General features: G+C 49.1%; 19 protein-coding genes and 1 pseudogene. 13 read left to right on the forward strand and 7 right to left on the reverse strand.

Features of this window, described 5'->3' with window-relative positions:
• Nucleotides 1-52: 52 nt before the first annotated feature.
• The 7 genes from IPK30_05330 to IPK30_05360 all read left to right on the forward strand — a co-directional run bounded on the left by IPK30_05330 (nt 53) and on the right by IPK30_05360 (nt 6,213).
• Entirely contained in the window at nt 53-535 is a 483-nt protein-coding gene (locus IPK30_05330) for a DUF2505 domain-containing protein (protein MBK8102704.1), read from the forward strand.
• 43 nt (nt 536-578) lie between these two features.
• Nucleotides 579-1,280 carry a class I SAM-dependent methyltransferase gene (locus IPK30_05335; protein ID MBK8102705.1) on the forward strand — a complete coding sequence of 234 codons (702 nt, stop codon included), beginning with the start codon at nt 579-581 and terminating at the stop codon, nt 1,278-1,280.
• 47 nt (nt 1,281-1,327) lie between these two features.
• A complete protein-coding gene (locus tag IPK30_05340; GenBank protein ID MBK8102706.1) occupies nt 1,328-2,260 on the forward strand; it encodes a glycosyltransferase family 2 protein in 933 nt (310 codons plus the stop codon).
• A gap of 3 nt (nt 2,261-2,263) precedes the next feature.
• Nucleotides 2,264-4,156 (forward strand): ATP-binding cassette domain-containing protein, encoded by a 1,893-nt coding sequence (locus tag IPK30_05345; GenBank protein ID MBK8102707.1) that lies wholly within the window; start codon nt 2,264-2,266, stop codon nt 4,154-4,156.
• A gap of 113 nt (nt 4,157-4,269) precedes the next feature.
• Complete coding sequence (locus IPK30_05350; protein ID MBK8102708.1) at nt 4,270-4,464, forward strand: type II toxin-antitoxin system VapB family antitoxin; 195 nt, start codon at nt 4,270-4,272, stop codon at nt 4,462-4,464.
• Entirely contained in the window at nt 4,461-4,862 is a 402-nt protein-coding gene (locus tag IPK30_05355; protein MBK8102709.1) for a PIN domain nuclease, read from the forward strand. The genes IPK30_05350 and IPK30_05355 overlap by 4 nt, the downstream gene beginning before the upstream one ends.
• Nucleotides 4,863-5,125: 263 nt before the next feature.
• Nucleotides 5,126-6,213 (forward strand): IS3 family transposase gene (locus IPK30_05360; protein MBK8102710.1). Its coding sequence is split into 2 segments (ribosomal slippage): nt 5,126-5,378 and nt 5,378-6,213, totalling 1,089 coding nucleotides; the frame shifts between segments, so codons are not numbered across the junction.
• A gap of 120 nt (nt 6,214-6,333) precedes the next feature.
• Here the strand turns inward: IPK30_05360 and IPK30_05365 are convergent.
• The 5 genes from IPK30_05365 to IPK30_05385 form a co-directional block, all read right to left on the reverse strand.
• Nucleotides 6,334-6,951, reverse strand: coding sequence for an IS110 family transposase (locus IPK30_05365; protein MBK8102711.1), 618 nt, complete (start codon nt 6,949-6,951; stop codon nt 6,334-6,336).
• 167 nt (nt 6,952-7,118) lie between these two features.
• Entirely contained in the window at nt 7,119-7,418 is a 300-nt protein-coding gene (locus tag IPK30_05370; GenBank protein ID MBK8102712.1) for a type II toxin-antitoxin system RelE/ParE family toxin, read from the reverse strand.
• Nucleotides 7,415-7,654 (reverse strand): type II toxin-antitoxin system ParD family antitoxin, encoded by a 240-nt coding sequence (locus IPK30_05375; protein ID MBK8102713.1) that lies wholly within the window; start codon nt 7,652-7,654, stop codon nt 7,415-7,417. The genes IPK30_05370 and IPK30_05375 overlap by 4 nt, the downstream gene beginning before the upstream one ends.
• 360 nt (nt 7,655-8,014) lie before the next feature.
• Nucleotides 8,015-8,938, reverse strand: coding sequence for an IS3 family transposase (locus tag IPK30_05380; protein MBK8102714.1), 924 nt, complete (start codon nt 8,936-8,938; stop codon nt 8,015-8,017).
• Nucleotides 8,866-9,150: a transposase gene (locus tag IPK30_05385; protein ID MBK8102715.1), complete on the reverse strand. Its 285-nt coding sequence runs from the start codon at nt 9,148-9,150 to the stop codon at nt 8,866-8,868. Before IPK30_05385 ends, IPK30_05380 begins: the two co-directional genes overlap by 73 nt.
• 60 nt (nt 9,151-9,210) lie before the next feature.
• Between IPK30_05385 and IPK30_05390 the strand changes: the two genes are divergently transcribed.
• The 6 genes and pseudogenes from IPK30_05390 (at nt 9,211) to IPK30_05415 (ending at nt 15,807) form a co-directional block, all read left to right on the forward strand.
• Nucleotides 9,211-11,625, forward strand: coding sequence for a fatty acid cis/trans isomerase (locus IPK30_05390; protein ID MBK8102716.1), 2,415 nt, complete (start codon nt 9,211-9,213; stop codon nt 11,623-11,625).
• Between the two features lie 14 nt (nt 11,626-11,639).
• The gene (locus IPK30_05395; GenBank protein MBK8102717.1) at nt 11,640-12,329 is read left to right on the forward strand and encodes a VIT family protein; all 690 of its coding nucleotides are present in this window, start codon (nt 11,640-11,642) and stop codon (nt 12,327-12,329) included.
• Between the two features lie 269 nt (nt 12,330-12,598).
• Nucleotides 12,599-13,830 (forward strand): annotated as a pseudogene (locus tag IPK30_05400) (tyrosine-type recombinase/integrase).
• Nucleotides 13,831-13,944: 114 nt separating this feature from the next.
• The gene (locus IPK30_05405) at nt 13,945-14,406 is read left to right on the forward strand and encodes a helix-turn-helix domain-containing protein (protein MBK8102718.1); all 462 of its coding nucleotides are present in this window, start codon (nt 13,945-13,947) and stop codon (nt 14,404-14,406) included.
• Nucleotides 14,407-14,973, forward strand: coding sequence for a PIN domain-containing protein (locus tag IPK30_05410; protein ID MBK8102719.1), 567 nt, complete (start codon nt 14,407-14,409; stop codon nt 14,971-14,973).
• 30 nt (nt 14,974-15,003) lie between these two features.
• A complete protein-coding gene (locus IPK30_05415) occupies nt 15,004-15,807 on the forward strand; it encodes a hypothetical protein (protein ID MBK8102720.1) in 804 nt (267 codons plus the stop codon).
• Between the two features lie 188 nt (nt 15,808-15,995).
• On the opposite strand, the gene IPK30_05420 is transcribed toward IPK30_05415, so the two are convergent.
• Nucleotides 15,996-16,943 carry an NAD(P)-dependent oxidoreductase gene (locus IPK30_05420; GenBank protein MBK8102721.1) on the reverse strand — a complete coding sequence of 316 codons (948 nt, stop codon included), beginning with the start codon at nt 16,941-16,943 and terminating at the stop codon, nt 15,996-15,998.
• Nucleotides 16,944-16,952: 9 nt separating this feature from the next.
• On the reverse strand, nt 16,953-18,179 hold the full coding sequence (locus tag IPK30_05425; protein MBK8102722.1) for an NADH:flavin oxidoreductase: 1,227 nt from the start codon (nt 18,177-18,179) through the stop codon (nt 16,953-16,955).

Here is an 18,179-nt window from a genome sequence, read left to right on the forward strand (position 1 = left end):
ACCTGTGCTAACCTTCTGTCGCAATGAAATGCAGTAAAACAAGGAGCCTGCTATGTCGATCACCCACCCATTTTCACAAGATGCCGATGCCGTTTTCGCCGCAATGACCAATAGCGATTGGTTGATACAGCGCTGTACCGATCTGGGTGAAAAAAACATCAGCTGCGCGGTGACAGAAAATGGCCGCAAAACAACTGTGCAGCTGAAACGCACCGTGAAGCGCGATCTGCCCAAAGTATTGGCGGCGATGTTCAATGCAGAAAACACACTGACGATGAATGAGCAGTGGGAAGTAGTGGGCAGTACCTACATGGGCACCTACAGTGTGGAGGTGCAGGGTCAGCCGGTGAATTTGTCCGCGCGTTTCAAATTAAAACCCGCTGCTGATGGCGGTTGTGAGTACAGCATCGATTACCAGTGCAAAGCCGCGATTCCCTTGGTGGGAAAAAAAGTGGAAGAATTTATTATTTCGCAAACAGCCAATGGTTTAGCGCAAGAAATTGATTGGTTAAAGAAAAAACTCAGCGGCACTTGAAACAAGAGGAAGCAAAAGCGTGGAGCTAGTGGAATACCAGCTGATGGATGCGTTGGAGCAAGAGTTCTGGTGGTATCGCGGTTTACATGCGGTGATTGTTGAACGATTGTTGCAGTTAAACCTGCCCGCGCAAGCCAAAGTGTTGGATGCGGGTTGTGGCACAGGCGGTATGTTGGTGCATTGGCAACATGTTGCGCCGCATTATGCTTATGCCGGTTTGGAGTGGCACAGCGAAGCCGCTGCGATGGCGGAGAAAAAAACGGGCTTGCCGATTGTGCGCGGCAGCGTTAATGCCTTGCCTTATGCCGATGGCGAATTCGCAGCGATTTTTTCGCAAGATGTTATCTGTCATCGCAATGTTGATGAGGCGGCGATGCTGCGCGAGTGTCGTCGCTGCCTGCAATCTGGCGGGCATTTATTGTTGAATGTGGCGGCTTATCAATGGATGACTTCGGCGCACGATGTTCATGTACACGCGGATCGCCGTTACACCACAGCACGACTGCATCAGTTATTGCATGAAAATGGTTTTGAAATCGTAGAAACAGGTTATTGGAACAGTTTGTTGTTTCCCTTGATGGTTTTACATCGCATGACGGTAGGAAAAAACAAAACAGAAAGTGATGTTGCGCCGCTGCCCGCATGGCAAAACCGTTTGTTTTTCGGCATTCTCGATCGTGAACGCCGCTGGCATCTGCGCTTGCCATTCGGTGGTTCGGCTTGGATACACGGGAGAAAACGGTGAGCAAAACAGAAATAACTTCCAGTGTGAGTGAGTGTTTTGAATTTGCACTGTCGATCGTGGTGCCGGTGTACAACGGTGCGAGCTCTATCGGCGTATTGGTGGATGCCCTAGCGCAGTTGGATGTAGAAGGCGGTTTGGAAGTGGTGTTGGTCAACGACGGTAGCCCAGACAATTCGTTAGCAGTGTGTCGTGAGTTGTGCAAAAAAAATGCCGTGGCGTTGACCGTGGTAAATCTCGCGCGAAATTTTGGCGAACACAACGCAGTGATGGCCGGTTACGCGCACGCGCGCGGCGCTTACATCATCAATATGGATGATGATTTACAAAACCCGCCGGAAGAAGTGTTGAACTTGTGGCAGCACACGCGTAACAACCATTACGATGCGGTGTATACCTTTTACGAACAAAAACAGCACGACAGTTGGCGCAACTGGGGCAGCCGCTTTACCAATTGGTGTGCCGATGCGGTGATCGACAAACCCAAAGGTCTGTACCTCTCCAGCTTCCGCTGCGTGAGTGCATTTTTGGCAAAGCAAATTGTGGAGCACTGCGGGCCGTTTCCTTACATTGACGGTTTAATATTTCAGATCACACAAAATGTCGGCACATTGGCGGTTCGGCATTTGCCGCGCGCGAACGGGGAGAGTAATTACACGATTCGCCGTTTGGTGCGTTTGTTTTTATCGATGTTGCTTAATTTTTCTGTGCTGCCCTTGCGCATCGGTACGCTGGTCGGCGTGTTGCTTGCTGGTGTTGGTTTGGTTGGTTTTTTTGCAATTTTGGTGGAAGCCTTGTTTGCCGATATCCCGCGCGGTTGGGCGTCGATGATGGCGGGCGTGCTCACGCTCACCGGCGTGCAGTTGATGATGCTGGGTGTGATCGGTGAGTACCTCGGCCGCATGTTTCTCACCATCAACAAAAAACCGCAATTTGTAGTGCGCGATATCGAGCGCAACGGCAAAGCAAAACGCGGCGAGTAAATCATGTCTTTATTACGATTAGAAAAGGCTGAGCTGGCTTTCGGCACGCATGTGCTGTTGGATAGCGCCAACTTAAATATTGCAGCGGGTGATCGCATCGGTTTGCTCGGGCGCAACGGCGCAGGCAAATCTTCGTTGTTGAGTTTGATCGCGGGGCGCACGCAGCCGGACAGTGGGCAAGTGTGGCGTACTGCCGGTGTGCGCATCGCAGAATTGCAACAGGAATTGCCGGAAGCCAGCGAGCAAACCGTGTATGACTGGGTGGCCGGCGGTTTGCAAGAAGCGGGCGAATTATTGGCGCAGTATCACCATTTATTGACGCAGCCTTTAGACGACGACGCAACGCTAGAAACATTACAGCGCGTGCAAACCGCTTTAGAAGCCGTAGACGGTTGGCGTTTGCAGCAGCAAGTGGAAACCGTGCTGACGCGCTTGCAGTTATCGCCAGATGTGGCGTTGCAAAGTTTGTCGGGCGGTTGGCGCCGCCGCGCCGCTTTAGCGCGCGCACTGGTGCAGCAGCCGGATATTTTATTGTTGGACGAACCGACTAACCATTTGGATATAGAAGCCATTACTTGGTTGGAGCAGGAGATCGCCGCGTTTGCCGGCGCCGTGGTGTTGATTACGCACGACCGCAGTTTTTTGCAAAAAACCGCCACGCAAATTTGGGAAATTGATCGCGGGCAGGTGTTGGTGTGGCGCGGCGATTATCGCGGTTTTTTAGAATACCGCGAGCAGCGTTTGGCCTCGGAAGAAAAAAGTAACAGCGAGTTTGATAAAAAACTGGCGGAAGAAGAGCGCTGGATACGCACCGGTATCAAAGCGCGGCGCACGCGCAATGAAGGCCGTGTGCGCGCACTGGAAGCCATGCGCGAGCAGCGTGCAGCGCGGCGCGAGCAAACCGGTTCTGCGCGTATGCAGCTCGATCAAGCGGTGCAATCTGGCAAATTGATCGCTGAATTAGAGCGCGTGAGTTTTGCTGTCGGCGAGAAATCCATCATCAAGGATTTATCGCTTGCTGTGATGCGCGGTGATCGCATCGGCTTGATCGGTGCCAACGGCAGCGGCAAAAGTACGCTGTTGAAATTAATCCTCGGTGAATTGCAGCCCACCAGCGGCACGATTAAGCGCGGCACCAAATTGCAAGTGGCGTATTTCGATCAACTGCGCGCGACTTTAGATTTGCAAGCCACGGCAGTAGAAAACGTGGGCGGCGGTCGCGACTTTATCGACATCAACGGCAAGCCGCTGCACATCATCAGCTACCTCAACAATTTTTTATTTGATGCAGCGCGCCTGCGCACACCGGTGTGGCGTTTGTCCGGCGGCGAACAAAACCGTTTGATACTCGCCAAGTTGTTCAGCCAGCCCGCCAATTTATTGGTGTTGGACGAGCCGACCAATGATCTCGATTTAGAAACACTGGAATTGCTGGAAGAGTTATTGTGCGATTTTGAAGGCACGGTATTGTTGGTGAGCCACGACCGCAGTTTTGTCGACAATGTGGTCACCAGCACCGTGGTATTTGAAGGCAATGGCGTCATCAATGAATTCGTCGGCGGTTACAGTGACTGGCAAAATGCTGTAGCCAGTGCCGCTAAAAAACCGGCGGCTTCTGCATCAAGTGCCGCGCAAAAACCGGCCGCGCCCGCCGCCAATCCAACAAAGGCAGCAGCGGGAAAACTGTCGTACAAATTACAGCGCGAGCTGCAAGAATTGCCGGAAAAAATTGAACACCTAGAAAGCGAAATTGCCGCGCTCACTGCGCAGACGCAGGAGCCAGCGTTCTACAGCCAAACGCACCAGCAAACGCGCGCCGTGTTGGATGAGCTGAGTGCTAAACAAGTGCAACTGGATGCCTGTTATGCGCGCTGGGCGGAGTTGGATAATACATAAAAATCTGCAAGCTACTGAATCACACGCAGGGATCTTGAGTGATCTGCTATATTTTGCTTTGTGTATATTATGCTAATATATACACACTCAACCAAACCGCAAGTGGGTGAATGATGAGAACCAACATCGTGATTGATGATGTTTTGATGTCCAATGCACTCAAAGCTTCAGGGTTAAAAACCAAAAAAGATGCTGTAGAGGAAGGGCTGAGGCTATTGGTGCAAAGAAATGCGCAGCGTGAAATACGCAAACTGCGTGGCCAAATAAATTGGGATGGTGATTTGAGCCAGATGCGGGGCGCAAAATGATTCTGGTGGATACCAGTGTCTGGATTGACTATTTAAACGGTAACGCGAATAAATTCACTGACAAATTAGACTCGGCTTTATTTAACGGGGAAGTTGTTATTGGCGATTTAATTCTGCTGGAGATATTGCAAGGAATTAAAAGTGATAAGGACTGCAAGCGCGTAAAAACAATGTTAAGCAAGCTAGATCAATATGAAATGCTAGGTCATAGCGCTGTCGAAAGATGCGCTGAAAATTACCGCCACCTGAGAAAATGCGGCGTAACTATCAGAAAAACAACGGATGTGGTAATTGCCTCATTCTGTATAGACAACCGACTGCCCCTGCTGTTTTCTGATAGAGACTTCCTCCCTTTTGTTGAGCGCCTTGGCCTTCGGTCTGCTTTAACTCACGCCTGACGCCAGTTGTGCGCGCAGGCCGTGGTCATGATGTCCTTGGAGGACTACAAGGCGCTTGAAGAAACGGCCTATCTGCTGCGCAGCACCAAGAATACCCAACGGCTTCTGGCCTCCATTGCTTAGCTTGAAGCAGGGCAAGGTCAAGAGCGGAGCTTGGTGGAGTGAAACTGATCTTCTCCGAGCGGCGTTGACGGTAATCCCCCCTAAAAACCACCGGCTTCAAAAGTAGAAAATTCTCGTAACATGACCCGAGGAGGTTCTACATGCGCACATCGAAGTTTACCGACAGCCAGATCATGGCGATTTTGAAGCAGGCCGAGGGCGGCACACCTGTTCCGGCGCTGTGTCGCGAGCACAACATCAGCAGCGCGACGTTTTATAAATGGCGAGCACGCTTTGGCGGCATGGATGTGTCGCTGATGGCGCGTCTGAAGGAGCTGGAAGACGAAAACCGCCGCTTGAAGAAGATGTACGCCGAGGAGAAGCTGAAGGCAGAGATTGTGCAGGAGGCGCTCACAAAAAAGTGGTGAGGCCATCTCAGCGCAAAGAGATGGCCCAGCGTGCGGTGACGGAAAACCGTGTCAGCATTCGCGTGGCGTGTCAGGCGTTTGCTATTAGCGAAAGTTGTTATCGGTATGAAGCCAAGCTGTCTGATGAAAATGCTGAGATTGCTGACTGGTTGATCCGCTTGACGAACAACCAAAAGAACTGGGGCTTTGGTTTGTGTTATCTGTTTTTGCGCAACGTCAAAGGTTTTGCTTGGAACCACAAGCGCGTGTATCGCATTTATCGCGAGTTGGAATTAAACCTCCGCATCAAGCCGAAAAAGCGCATTGTTCGTGAGAAACCGCTGCCATTGTCGGTGCCAACAACGATCAACACATCGTGGTCGATGGATTTTATGCACGACAGTTTGAGCAATGGGCGCGCCTACCGTTTGTTCAATGTGATTGATGATTTCAATCGTGAAGCCTTGGGCATGGAAATTGATTTTTCACTGCCGTCTTTGCGCGTGATACGCACACTGAATCAGATCATCGAGTGGCGAGGTGCACCGCAAAAAATTCGCTGCGACAATGGGCCGGAGTACATCAGCCATACACTGAAGCACTGGGCAGAACAGCGCGGTATTTGCATTGAATTTATTGAGCCGGGTAACCCGCAGCAAAATGCGTATATTGAGCGTTACAACCGCACGGTGCGCTATGAGTGGCTGGGGCAATACCTGTTTGATTCGTTAGATGAAGTGCGAGATGTTGCCACGCGCTGGCTCTGGACTTACAACCATGAACGGCCGAACATGGGCATCGGCGGCATCACCCCGATGCAAAAACTGGCGCGAGCGGCGTGATGGCTGTGCACTTGTGGACAACACCGCACGCGGTGATTGCCCACAGGGCGCACAGCACAACGACCACATCAAACCAGATGGCCAAACGTTCTACTTTTGAGAACGGTGAAAAATGGGGGATTACCGTTGTAACAGGCGCGTCAGCTGCGCTTCGCATTCTTGCATCGCCAAGCCAAAGTGCGTGATGTCCGCCAAGAGTAAGTACAGTTGTGGCGCAATGGGTCGTAGCAGAGCGTTATCCATCAACAAGGGAGCTTGCTTGAGAAACTGCTCTACAGAACAAGGCGCTTCAATGCCGAACTCACGCAAGATACTGCGCAACAAATTGATGCGCTGTGTGCGATTGCCTTTCCATTGTTCACGCAATCGGTGCAGATGTTGAATCATCTGTTGTTGCTCGGTTTTAACGGGAACCGGATGCATCTTGCTAGCACGCGCTGCTTCCAAAATAGCATCGCAATCATTGCGATCGGTTTTGTTGCGCTGGCGATAAGGTTTTACATAACGGGCATGCAGCAACACGCAGTGATGCCCCAGTGTTTGCGCAAAACGCGCCCAGTAATGCGCCGTGCCATAGGCTTCCATGATGAACAGTGAAGGCTCGGTTTGTGCTTGGATATAGCGTACAAACGCCATCCGCGATAAGCGTTTGTGCGCAGAGACAACGCCATTGCGTTCGGCTTCCGCCACTTGAAATACATCTTTTGCTAAATCAACAGCAATGCGTTTACGATACATGGCAACATTCCTCGGGAATCAACAGGTTTGCATACGATGATCCAAACCGTGGTACAAGAGGAGTCCATTACAGCACTCAAGGCCGCTCACATTCGTTCGCTGGACAGCCTCAATCGGCGCATGCTTCGCATTTTACGCGCCGCCCTTCGCTGCCCCTTAGCTCTGCGTTAGGGGCTTAGCTGCGCATCAACATCCATGTGTTTGTGCAGAATACGAATAATTTCAATGCTGGTTTGGCTGCCAACTTTGTAGAAAATAATATGGCTGCCTTGCGGAAATTTTTTGTAACCAGCTTTTATATTGTCACAGGCTTTGCCAGCCAGAGGAGTATCTGCCAGCATATGGAACGCTTCGTCCAATTGTTTAATGTACAAGTTGCGTTGTTCTCTTCCCCAGGTTTTTTCGGTAAAAAGAGCAATCGCGTACAAATCTTCTTTGGCTTTATGGGTTAGCGCAAATACCTTCATCTGCTACCGTTATCCAGTTCGGCGATAAACGCACTATAGCTGTAATCGGTCAACCCGCTTTGTTCGCCTTCGTTCAGCATGCGGCGCAGGGCATCCAATTTGCTTTCAGAGTTTTCAAGCAATCTCAGCGCTGCGCGTACCACTTCGCTGGCAGAACCATAGCGCCCACTCTCCAGTTGGTGTGCAATAAAGCCGTCAAAGTGCTCGCCAAGGCTAATGCTGGTATTTTTGGCCATGTTTAAACCTCGCAAATTACCAATAAATACCGAATTATGGTACTTTGACAGTGACGCATTAGTCAATAGAGCCCCTAACAAGTCGTATATGGACTCCTCCTGCAAGCGGTGAATAAAACTTTTTTAACAGCGTCGATGTAGCGGTTGCATTCGACTATTCGGCCTTTGGTTGCGTGTCATGCACGTTGGCCATTCTGTAATTCGCACGATGGGAGCCAAGCGCTCAAGCGATCACAAGGATCAGAATTGTTATCGGCTTTACCCATCGACGGACTTGCCGTTTCGACAGACTGTTGTTGTTCACCACAACCACAAGAAAGGGTTTTGGACTTCCCACGGAAAGCATGACAGCCACTAGCCTCAAATGGAGGCATGTTCAAATGCCTCGGGACTGACGCCACCGAGGTGACTGTGGCGTCGGGTTCGATTGTAGAACACCTCGATGTAATCGAAGATATCTGCGCGTGCTAAATCACGGGTTTTATATATCCGTTTACGAATACGCTCCTTTTTTAAACTGCTAAAGAACGATTCCGCTACGGCATTGTCCCAGCAGTTACCGCGACGGCTCATGCTGGGCTCAAGGCGGTTAGCGCCACAGAAACGGCGCCAATCATCGCTGCCGTATTGGCTGCCTTGATCCGAATGCACCAATACAGTTTGCGTTGGTTTTCTGCGCCAAAGCGCCATCATTAGCGCATCCAAAACCAATTCGCGCGCAATGGTGGGCTTCATAGACCACCCAACAACTTTCCGCGAATGTAAATCCAACACAACCGCCAAGTAGAGCCAGCCTTGCCATGTTCGGATGTAGGTGATGTCGGTCACCCACGCACGATCCGGCTGATCCACTGTAAATTCTCGATTGAGTGTGTTGGGAGCCAGTATAGATGGTCTTCCGCGCCGCGCTCGTGGCGATTTATAACCTCTAATAGCAGCTATTTTGTTTGTGCGCATAATACGCGCCACGCGATGCTTGCTACAGGTTTCACCCGCTTCACGCAAATCCGCCAATATCCGTGGTGCACCATACACGCCGCCACTGGCATCGTAAGAAGCCCTAATCACTGTCAACAACCGTTGATTTTCAATGGCTCGATTCGACAGTGGTTTGTGCACCCATGCATAAAAACCCGAGCGTGAAACACCCAATAGCCTGCACATCACAGCAATACAAAATTCATGGCTGTGGTCATTAATGAATCGGTACTTTACTCGTGCTCCCGCGCAAAGTACCGAGCGGCCTTTTTTAGTATGTCGCGCTCCTCTTCTGTCCGTTGCAATTGAGCGCGCAATCTAAGAATTTCAGTCTTGGCGGCCAGTAATTCTGTGGCCTGCTGATCCGATTTGTCAGGCTTGATTGCTTTGACCCATTTGTACAAACTGTGCGTAGAGACGCCTAATCGCTGGGAAACTTCAGCAACGGAATAACCTCGATCGACAATTTGTCGTACGGCCTCTTCTTTAAATTCGGGCGGAAAACATTCAATACTCATGGCTTGCTCCTATGAAAGAATCATAGGCCAGTACTGTCTACCAAACCATGGGAAGTCCAGATGCCTAACAAGTTGCCGAGTGAAGAAAACCGATTGAAGCAAGTACGAACTGTTTGCCGTAGAAACAAACGCACTATTGCCGCGTTGTTGTTATTGCTGTTGGCGATGGGTTGTACGCCGATGTTGCTGCATAAATTGGATGAACAATTTGGTGTGGCAGATAAAACCCGCTATGACGCGCCGCCAAAGCCCGTTGCAGACGCGCCAGAATATTGGCGCGATGTGCGACCTGTGCTCGAACAGCGCTGCACGGTGTGTCACGGTTGTTACGATGCGCCCTGTCAGCAGAACCTAACTTCGTGGGACGGTATTGTGCGAGGCGCAAGCAGTGAGCAAGTTTACGCCAATCATTTGCGTGCAGTAGAGCCGACGCGCTTGTTTATTGATGCACAGTTGCCGTCGGAATGGCGCGATAAAAAATTTCATCCAGTGTTAAACGAGCGCAATAATGTGCGAGAAGCAAATTTGCAAGGCAGCGTGTTATACCGTGTTCTCGATTTAAAACGCAAAAATCCATTGCCAAATATGGAGGTTTTAAATCCAAAAATATTTGATTTTTCTTTGGACAGAAAACAGACCTGCCCAACCATTGAAAACATGCCAGCCTTTGAAAAAGACCACGCACAGTGGGGCATGCCATTTGGGTTGCCGGCTTTATCAAGTAAGGAGTTCGCCACGATAGAAAGTTGGCTGGCAGCCGGTTCGCCGGCGGCAGAAAAGCCGGCGTTGCCAGTGGCGTTGCAAAAACAAATTGCGCAATGGGAAATGTTTTTTAATGGCAACTCGCTCAAGCAGCAGCTAGTCAATCGTTATCTCTACGAGCATTTGTATTTGGCGCATCTCTATTTTGATGAAGTGCGTACCACGAATCGATATTTCTTTCGTTTGGTGCGCTCTACAACCCCGCCGGGTGAGCCGATTGCAGAGATTGCTACGCGCCGCCCTTATGACGCTCCAAACGCGGTAACTTTTTGGTACAGATTGCGCTTGGAGACTGGCAGCATTATTGAAAAAACACATATGCCGTATGTTTTAAACGGTGCACGCAAAGCAAAGTGGATAGAATGGTTTTTGGATGTTGATTATGCGGTAAATGCATTGCCTTCATATGCGCCGGAAGAGGCGGGTAACCCGTTTATCGCGTTTCAAGCGTTGCCCGTGCAAGCGCGCTATCGTTTTCTGTTGGATGAAGCGCAATTTGTGATTGACACCTTTATTAAAGGGCCTGTGTGTCGCGGCCAGGTGGCACTTGGCGTCATTGAGGATCATTTCTGGGTGTTTTTTGTCGACCCAGATCGTATGCCGCCAGAAGAAACGGCGGAATTTCTTGCGCAAGAAAGTAAAAATTTGCGTCTGCCGGCAGAAGATGAAAGCAATGCGGGTATATTAGACTGGTTGAAATATTCACGGTTGCAGAAGGCTTATTTGGGTGCAAAAGCACACGCATTGCAAAAAGTTATTGGAAATAGCAATGGTCTGACTTTGGATTTGGTGTGGGACGGTGATGCAAGCAATGACAATGCCGCGTTGACCGTTTTTCGACACAGCGATAGTGCGTCAGTCGTAAAAGGCATGGTTGGGCAGCATCCGGAAACAGCATGGTTAATTAGTTATGGATTGTTGGAGCGCATCTATTACTTATTAGCGGCAGGATTTGATGTTTACGGTAGTCTTGGACATCAACTCAACACACGGCTTTATATGGACTTTTTACGCATGGAAGGCGAAGCCAATTTCTTGGCCTTACTGCCGCGTTACGCACGAAAACCCACTCGTGATAGCTGGTATCGTGGAGCCAGCGACAATGTCAAACAATATCTCTATGGCGAGCACTTTAATTTTTCTGCTGAGACAGACGTTGTTTATCGAACGGATAAACCAAAACAAGAATTGTATAGATTGATAACGGCGCGTATCGGTAAAAATGTGTCACAAGAGTTTTCCTTGACGAAAGAGCCAAGTAAAAACATACACACAATGGTAAATCGCTTGCAAAATATACGCGGCGCTGGACTATCTGTGTTTCCACAGAACAGCATTCTGCGCGTGGATGATGGCAAGAAAAGCCGTTACTTCACACTGTTAAACAACAGCAGTTACAGTAATATTTCGCAACTGCTGCAAGCAGACGAACGCCGCCGCCCAAACGAAGATTACCTCACAGTTGTACCAGGCATCATCGGCGCGTATCCCAATGCATTTTTTATAGTGACAGAGGATAGTGCGCCGGCTTTTGTTTCATCATTGAAAAAAATGAAGACAGAAGAGGACTACAAAGCACTGGCCGATACATTCGCCATGCGAAGAACAAACCCTGATTTCTGGCGTTTCAGCGATGATTTGCACAGCTATTATGAAAAACAGAAGCCGATAGCAAGCGGCATTCTTGACTACAATCGATTTGAAAATCGATGATCGATGGTGATGGCATGACGCACCGTGAAGCACATCGTTCACATCGCAGCGGTTGGTTGCGTGCAGCGATGTTGGGTGCCAATGACGGCATTATTTCTACCAGCAGTCTTATCATTGGCGTCATGATGGCCAATACAACGCAAAGCGATATTGTGTTGGCTGGTTTTGCAGGGTTGGTGGCGGGCGCGATGTCGATGGCGGCCGGGGAGTTTGTGTCGGTTAGTGCGCAAGCGGACACTGAAAAAACAGACCTCGAAATAGAGCGCCAATCGCTGGCAAAAAATTATGAGTCAGAAAAAATTGAGTTGGCGCAAATCTATGAAGCGCGCGGCTTAACACCGGCACTTGCGCTGCAAGTGGCAGAGCAATTGATGTCGCACGATGCACTCGGCGCGCATGCCCGCGATGACATTGGCATAACGGACGCTGGCATGGCGCGTCCGTTGCAAGCGGCGTTGTGGTCAGCCGCATCCTTTTCGGTTGGCGCCTTGCTGCCCTTACTGCTGGCGTGGTGGTGTTCGCCGCCCTACTTGCTGACGATGGTCGCCCTGCTCTCGCTGGTATTTCTGGCGGTATTAGGAGCCGCTGGTGCGTACATTGGTGGTGCGCCTATGCGTCGAGCGGCAATGCGAGTAACTTTTTGGGGTGCGCTAGCGATGGCCGTTACGGCGTTAGCGGGACACTGGTTTGGTGTGATGCTCTAGTTCAGCCACTATCCATCGCCATCAATACCGGCGAAAATGTCGGCTTGCTCAGTCGTAGCACTATTAAAATCAAAAGGTTACTGTGTAAATGCTGTTAATGATCGATAATCATAATTACAGTTTCTAAACGTCTCAGAACGTCTCAAATATCCCAAAAACCTCAATAAAATATACAATCCGCATCTCATTGTGTCTCAGGTATTCCTTGAAAGCTCAGTCAATTGGGGGTACCGTTGGGGGTATCGAAATCACGATAACTACGATACTTTATGTCCCTAACAGACCTCAAAATCAGAACCGCCAAGCCTGCAGACAAGCAATACAAGCTTAGCGATTCAGGCGGACTCTACTTGCTCGTAAAGCCAAACGGCGCCCGTCTTTGGCGACTTAAGTACCGCCTTGCAGGCAAGGAAAATGTATTCGCCATTGGCGAGTACCCTGCTATTGCACTGGCTGAAGCGAGACAACGTCGAGACATTGCCAAGAAGTCCATCAAAGAGGGGGCGAATCCAGCCCACACTCGCCAGACTACATTGCTTGCGATCCATACCGAGAATGCCACCACCTTCGAGTCGGTTGCTAGGGAGTGGATAGAAAAGAAAAGCCCGGCTGGACGCCTTACTATCTCAGGCAGGTAGAAGGCTTCCTGAAAGCTGATGTTTTCCCTTTCATTGGCCTTTTGCCCATCAGAACTGTAACTGCTGCATTGTTATTGGACGTTATCACCCGCGCAGAAAGCAGGGGGGCGGAGACCGTTGCTCTCCTGATTCGGCAATGGTGTTCTGCCATATTTCGTTATGCTGTTGCTACGCTGAGAGCAGATCATGACCCTGCAGCAGCCCTTCGCGGAGCCATCCATCGTCCCAAAACAGTGCACAAAAAGCCTCTTACACGCGACCAGATCAGTGAACTCCTTAAGGCACTAGAACATCATGGCGGGTACCGCACGACCGTTATTGCCATGCGGTTGATGCTGTTGACCTTCGTTCGTACCGTCGAGTTGCGAGCTGCCACATGGTCAGAATTTGATCTGGGCAGAGCAGAATGGCGTATACCTGCCGAACGCATGAAAATGCGGGAGCTACACATCGTCCCGCTGCCCCAGCAAGCAATAGTTCTATTAATAGAACTTCAAAAGCACACGGGTAATGGTGATTACCTGTTCCCTAACCGCCGAACACCCAATACTTGCATGACAGGCACCACGCTGAACCGGGCTCTTGAGCGAATGGGATTCAATGGCAAAGGCAGCATCGGATTCTCCGGGCATGGATTCCGTGCCACCGCCTCAACCATGTTAAATGAAATGGGATACCGCTCTGAAGTGATTGAAAGACAACTTGCTCATGCGGAGCGTAACAAAGTGAGAGCCAGCTACAACCAAGCCGAATACATGGAAGAGCGTCGATCTATGATGCAGCAGTGGGCCGACTTTATTGACCAAGTTGCCGAGAAAAGTACAGCCCAGTTACAACCAGACAAAGTATCTGGAGGCGCGTAAATTCACGCCGGCGCAATGATAAATATTTTCGGTTATTTCACTTATTTTGTTTATTTCGTTTAATCTATACTGGTTGTTGTTCGTGGTTAGACATTGTTTGTTTAGGAGTTCGTGATGAGTACCAGCCACAATATTGTGCATTTGCCCACCCAGCCGGAAGTGGAAGAGGCTAAAATCTCCAGCCGGATGCTCAGCAAATATGCTGACGCAGACCGTGTGCAAATGACGCTGAAAGCCAGCAACGGCCAAGCAGAAGACTTCGTGCTGCCTGGCCCTGTGTTGCAAATGCTGTTGGACATTCTGTCTGAAATGGCCAGAGGCAATGCCATTAGCCTGATGCCCATTCATCACGAATTGAGCACGCAAGAAGCTGCCAATATGTTGAATGTAAGCCGCCCTCACTTGGTCAGCCTGTTGGAAAAGGGTAGCCTGCCGTTCCGCAAAGTGGGTTCGCATCGCCGCGTGCAGGCGAAAGATGTGCTGGAATACAAAGCCAACATTGATCAGCTTCGCTTAGAGACCTTGAACGAATTGACAGCCTTTTCGCAAGAACAAGGCATGGGATACGAACATTAAATGGCCAGATTTTCGGTCATCTTGGATGCTTGTGTCTTATACCCGGCACCAATGCGGGACGCACTGTTGCGTCTCGCTGCTACTAATTTGTTCAAAGCGTATTGGACAGATCAGATACACGAGGAATGGATAAACGCCCTGTTACGGCAGGGCAAATATTCACGGGAAACGCTGGAAAAAACGCGTGATCTAATGGACAGGCATGTTCCTGATGCCATAGTCACAGGTTACGAAAACCTGATAGAAAGTATTGAACTACCCGATCTTGATGACCGGCATGTATTGGCTGCTGCGATCAAATGCAAAGCCGATGCAATCGTTACGTCCAACCTGAAAGATTTTCCAGAAGATCTTTTGGCCGCTTATCAAATTGAAATTATCCACCCAGATGATTTTATCTATTACCAGATTGATATGGCACCGGCTGTTTGTTGCACTGCTTTTAGAGAGCAACGTATGGCACTGAATAAACCTCCGATGACAGTGGATGAATTTCTGACCAATTTACAGAAACAACAACTGCCACAAACTGTATCTCTGTTGAGGCAATACGCTGGTTTACTGTAACCACCAGATCATTTGAAAGGTCGCCAGGAAATGTTGCAAGTAGAAGAATTGGATGGTTGTTGGGTATTCATAGAACAACCGTCAGCCAGCGAGGATGATGCCTGTTTAGACAAAGCTCTGGATGCTTGGCATAGCGGGCAAGATCAACTAGCAGAATCCCTGTTCAGTAAATTGCTTGCCAAAAATCCTTTCCATATTGATGCGATGCATCACCTGTCGCTGTTATATGACGCTGTGGGGGATTTTGAATTTTCATACATGGCAGCACAGGCTGCTGTCAGCATCGGATTGCAGGCCTTGCCGCCGACATTTCAGTGGGACACAGCCCGAATGGAATGGGGCTCTTGGAGCAACAGGCCTTTCTTGCGTGCCTACCATCACCTTGGCCTGTGCTATTGGGGTCAAGGTGCAGTGAAAGAAGCGATCACCGTGTTCAGCCGCTTGTTGTCAATTAATCCCATGGATAACCAGGGCGTGCGAGGGGTGTTACCCATGTGCTGGTTTGAATTGAATGATCCGTGGAATGCAGTCAAACACTGTCGCCAGTATCAGGACGATACTTTTCCTGAAGTCACCTATTCGCATGCACTGGCACTGGTTATGATCGGGGAGACCGGCATTGCAAAAACTGTCTTGCAGGAAGCGATTGCAGAATTACCGTTAGTAGCAAAAGAGCTGCTCAAGAAAAAACATCCACGTCCCAAGGGGTTAAGGCCGGACACTGTCATCTATGGCAGCGCAGGCCAAGCGTATGCCTATTGGCAACAATATGGAAAATATTGGGAAGCTACGCCAGCGGCAATGGATCTTTTGAAAGATTGCGCTGCGAAATAGTTTCCAAAACCGGTAGTGATTCATGTATTAAATTTTTGGCCTAATCACTTGGAACATACATGCTCAAAAATCCGCACCACTAATCAACGTCACCTTTCCGGCACTTTGTATTGGCTTCTTGACGCTAGGAGCATCATATCCAGGTATTCTGATAATGATGTCTGAATACCTTGCTGCGTTAATTGTTTTTAAAGTAAGCGCAAAATGCCAGGCAAGATGAGCCTGATTAACCAGCGTAATGGCCGCAGTATGCAGTTAACAATCTTTAGCTTCTCAGCCATTTCTTGGCGATAAGCTGAAAAGTTATGGCGCTGGTATTGCAGTAGCTTTTGACTCTCAGTGGTATCCATCCAGTGTGTATAAAACTCACCCTTACCATGGACGGATAAAGGTAAGGATATGCCCAGAGATTCAAAGGCTGTGTTGATGAAATCCTTGTGTGTGACCTGACAAGATTCGCCGCCGCCTATCAGCAGTATTTTATTGACGGCTTCTTCAGTACAAGCTGCTTTACACATGGCATAAGCCACATCTTTGGGGTGAACATATTCCAGCGGGTTATCGGCTTTAATATTAAGCAGTTGCTTAAAAGTTTTTCTGTCAGTTTTCAGCGTCCGAGCATCGACGGACACACCCACACGTAAAACCACCCAGGGGATGCTTGAATTTTTTAGAAAGTTTTCGATTTCAAGTTTGTGTGTTGTGTAATTGTCCGTGGCTTTTACTGGATCATCTGCTTTTTTTGGTGTTTGTGTTTGATCAGGAAGGCCAAACACGGTTACAGACGATGGGAATATAAAGGTCGGTTTTTTAGTGGTTACTTCCGCCACCCTGATCAGTTTTTTACAGGCTACAACATTGATGTCATAAGCCAGTGAAGGATTGTCTTCAGTAGTGGGGGGAAGTACCGATGCATTATGAATAATGGCATCTACATCCTCAATTAATTGATAGAGCAGTTTTTCATCCCGAAGATCACCCAGAGTAACTTCTATCTTGCTGCCATAGTTGTCCGCTAGTTTCTTGCTGTTCTTGTTATCGGGGTCAAAACACTTTACCTGAAAACCCATTTGCAAAGCCTGATCTACACACATAAGACCGAGGTTGCCGAACGCGCCAGTGATTAAAAGTTTCATTTCATTCTCTTACTTTGGGTTAAACAGTGTGCAATGCACGCCGCCTTCGTATTCGATACTGCCCACACACTTATTACAATGGATGCATTTGCTTTTGAATTTGAGATTGTTTTTGGCCTTGTTCACCAAATCAGGTTCGGCAATCAGTGACCGACCTAACTGGATAAAGTCAAAACCGGCCTCCATTAGTTTGGCAAAGCTTTTGCTGGTGCTGGCTCCGCCCACATAAATTATTTTGCACTTAACCGCATTTTTCACACGAATAGCTTGTTCCAGAAAATACAGTTCGCTGTATTCAGATGCACGAAACATAATGGGGCTGGCCAGACGAAGCAGCAGGCGCATGATTTTATTTTTTTCAAATCTCAAGATGGCCGGCAACAAGCTTGGGCCTTTAAACATAAATTGTGGGTTTAACGCACTAGAACCGCCGCTGGTTATGATGGCATCAATACCGCCATCATCCAGCATTTTTGAAATCTCAATAGCATCGTCATAGCCAAGGCCGCCAGGAAATGCTTCCGTTAAACTAATTTTGGCTAATAAAGGAAAGTTTGGTCCAACGGCTTCACGTACCGCTGCTAAAACACGTAGCGGTAAGCGCATACGGTTTACAAGTGAACCACCATATTCATCTTTTCTGCGATTGGTCAGTGGACTGATAAATTGACAAAGACCATAACCGTGACCAAAGTGAATTTCCAGCGCATCAAAACCTACGGATTTCATAAACACAGCGGCATCGCGGTAGGTTTGTACAAAGTTGTCGATGTCCTCCCGTGTCATCGGATCGCAGAAAAACTGCCCGTTCACAATGCCTAGGGCATTGAGTCCAAAGCTCGGGCCTTTTGGTCTTTTAGTGCTTAATTCCTTGCTCTGGGAAAAACCACCGCCATGCCCCATCTGGCCGGAAACTTTAGTGCCACGTTTATGTAGGTCATCTATGAGATCTGTGAGTTCCTCACGTATGTATTCATCCATATACATCATGCCTTCTTTAACGCGGCCATCTTTGTTGACTGCACAGTAGGCAATCGTTGTCATGGCCACGCCACCGTCTGCTATTTCTCCATGAAAGTCCTTTAGCTTCTGGGTGGGACGGCCTTCTAGGGTCATATTTTCAAAGGTACTGGCCTTGATGAACCGGTTTTTCAGGGTCAGGCCATTGATATTGGCGGGGGTGTAACACTGTTCCAGTGGTGCTTCTGATATGGCTTTTGAGTCCTTAGCTGGCAT

The sequence above is a fragment of the Cellvibrionales bacterium genome, from assembly GCA_016713115.1.
Taxonomy (GTDB): Bacteria; Pseudomonadota; Gammaproteobacteria; order Pseudomonadales; family UBA7239; genus UBA7239.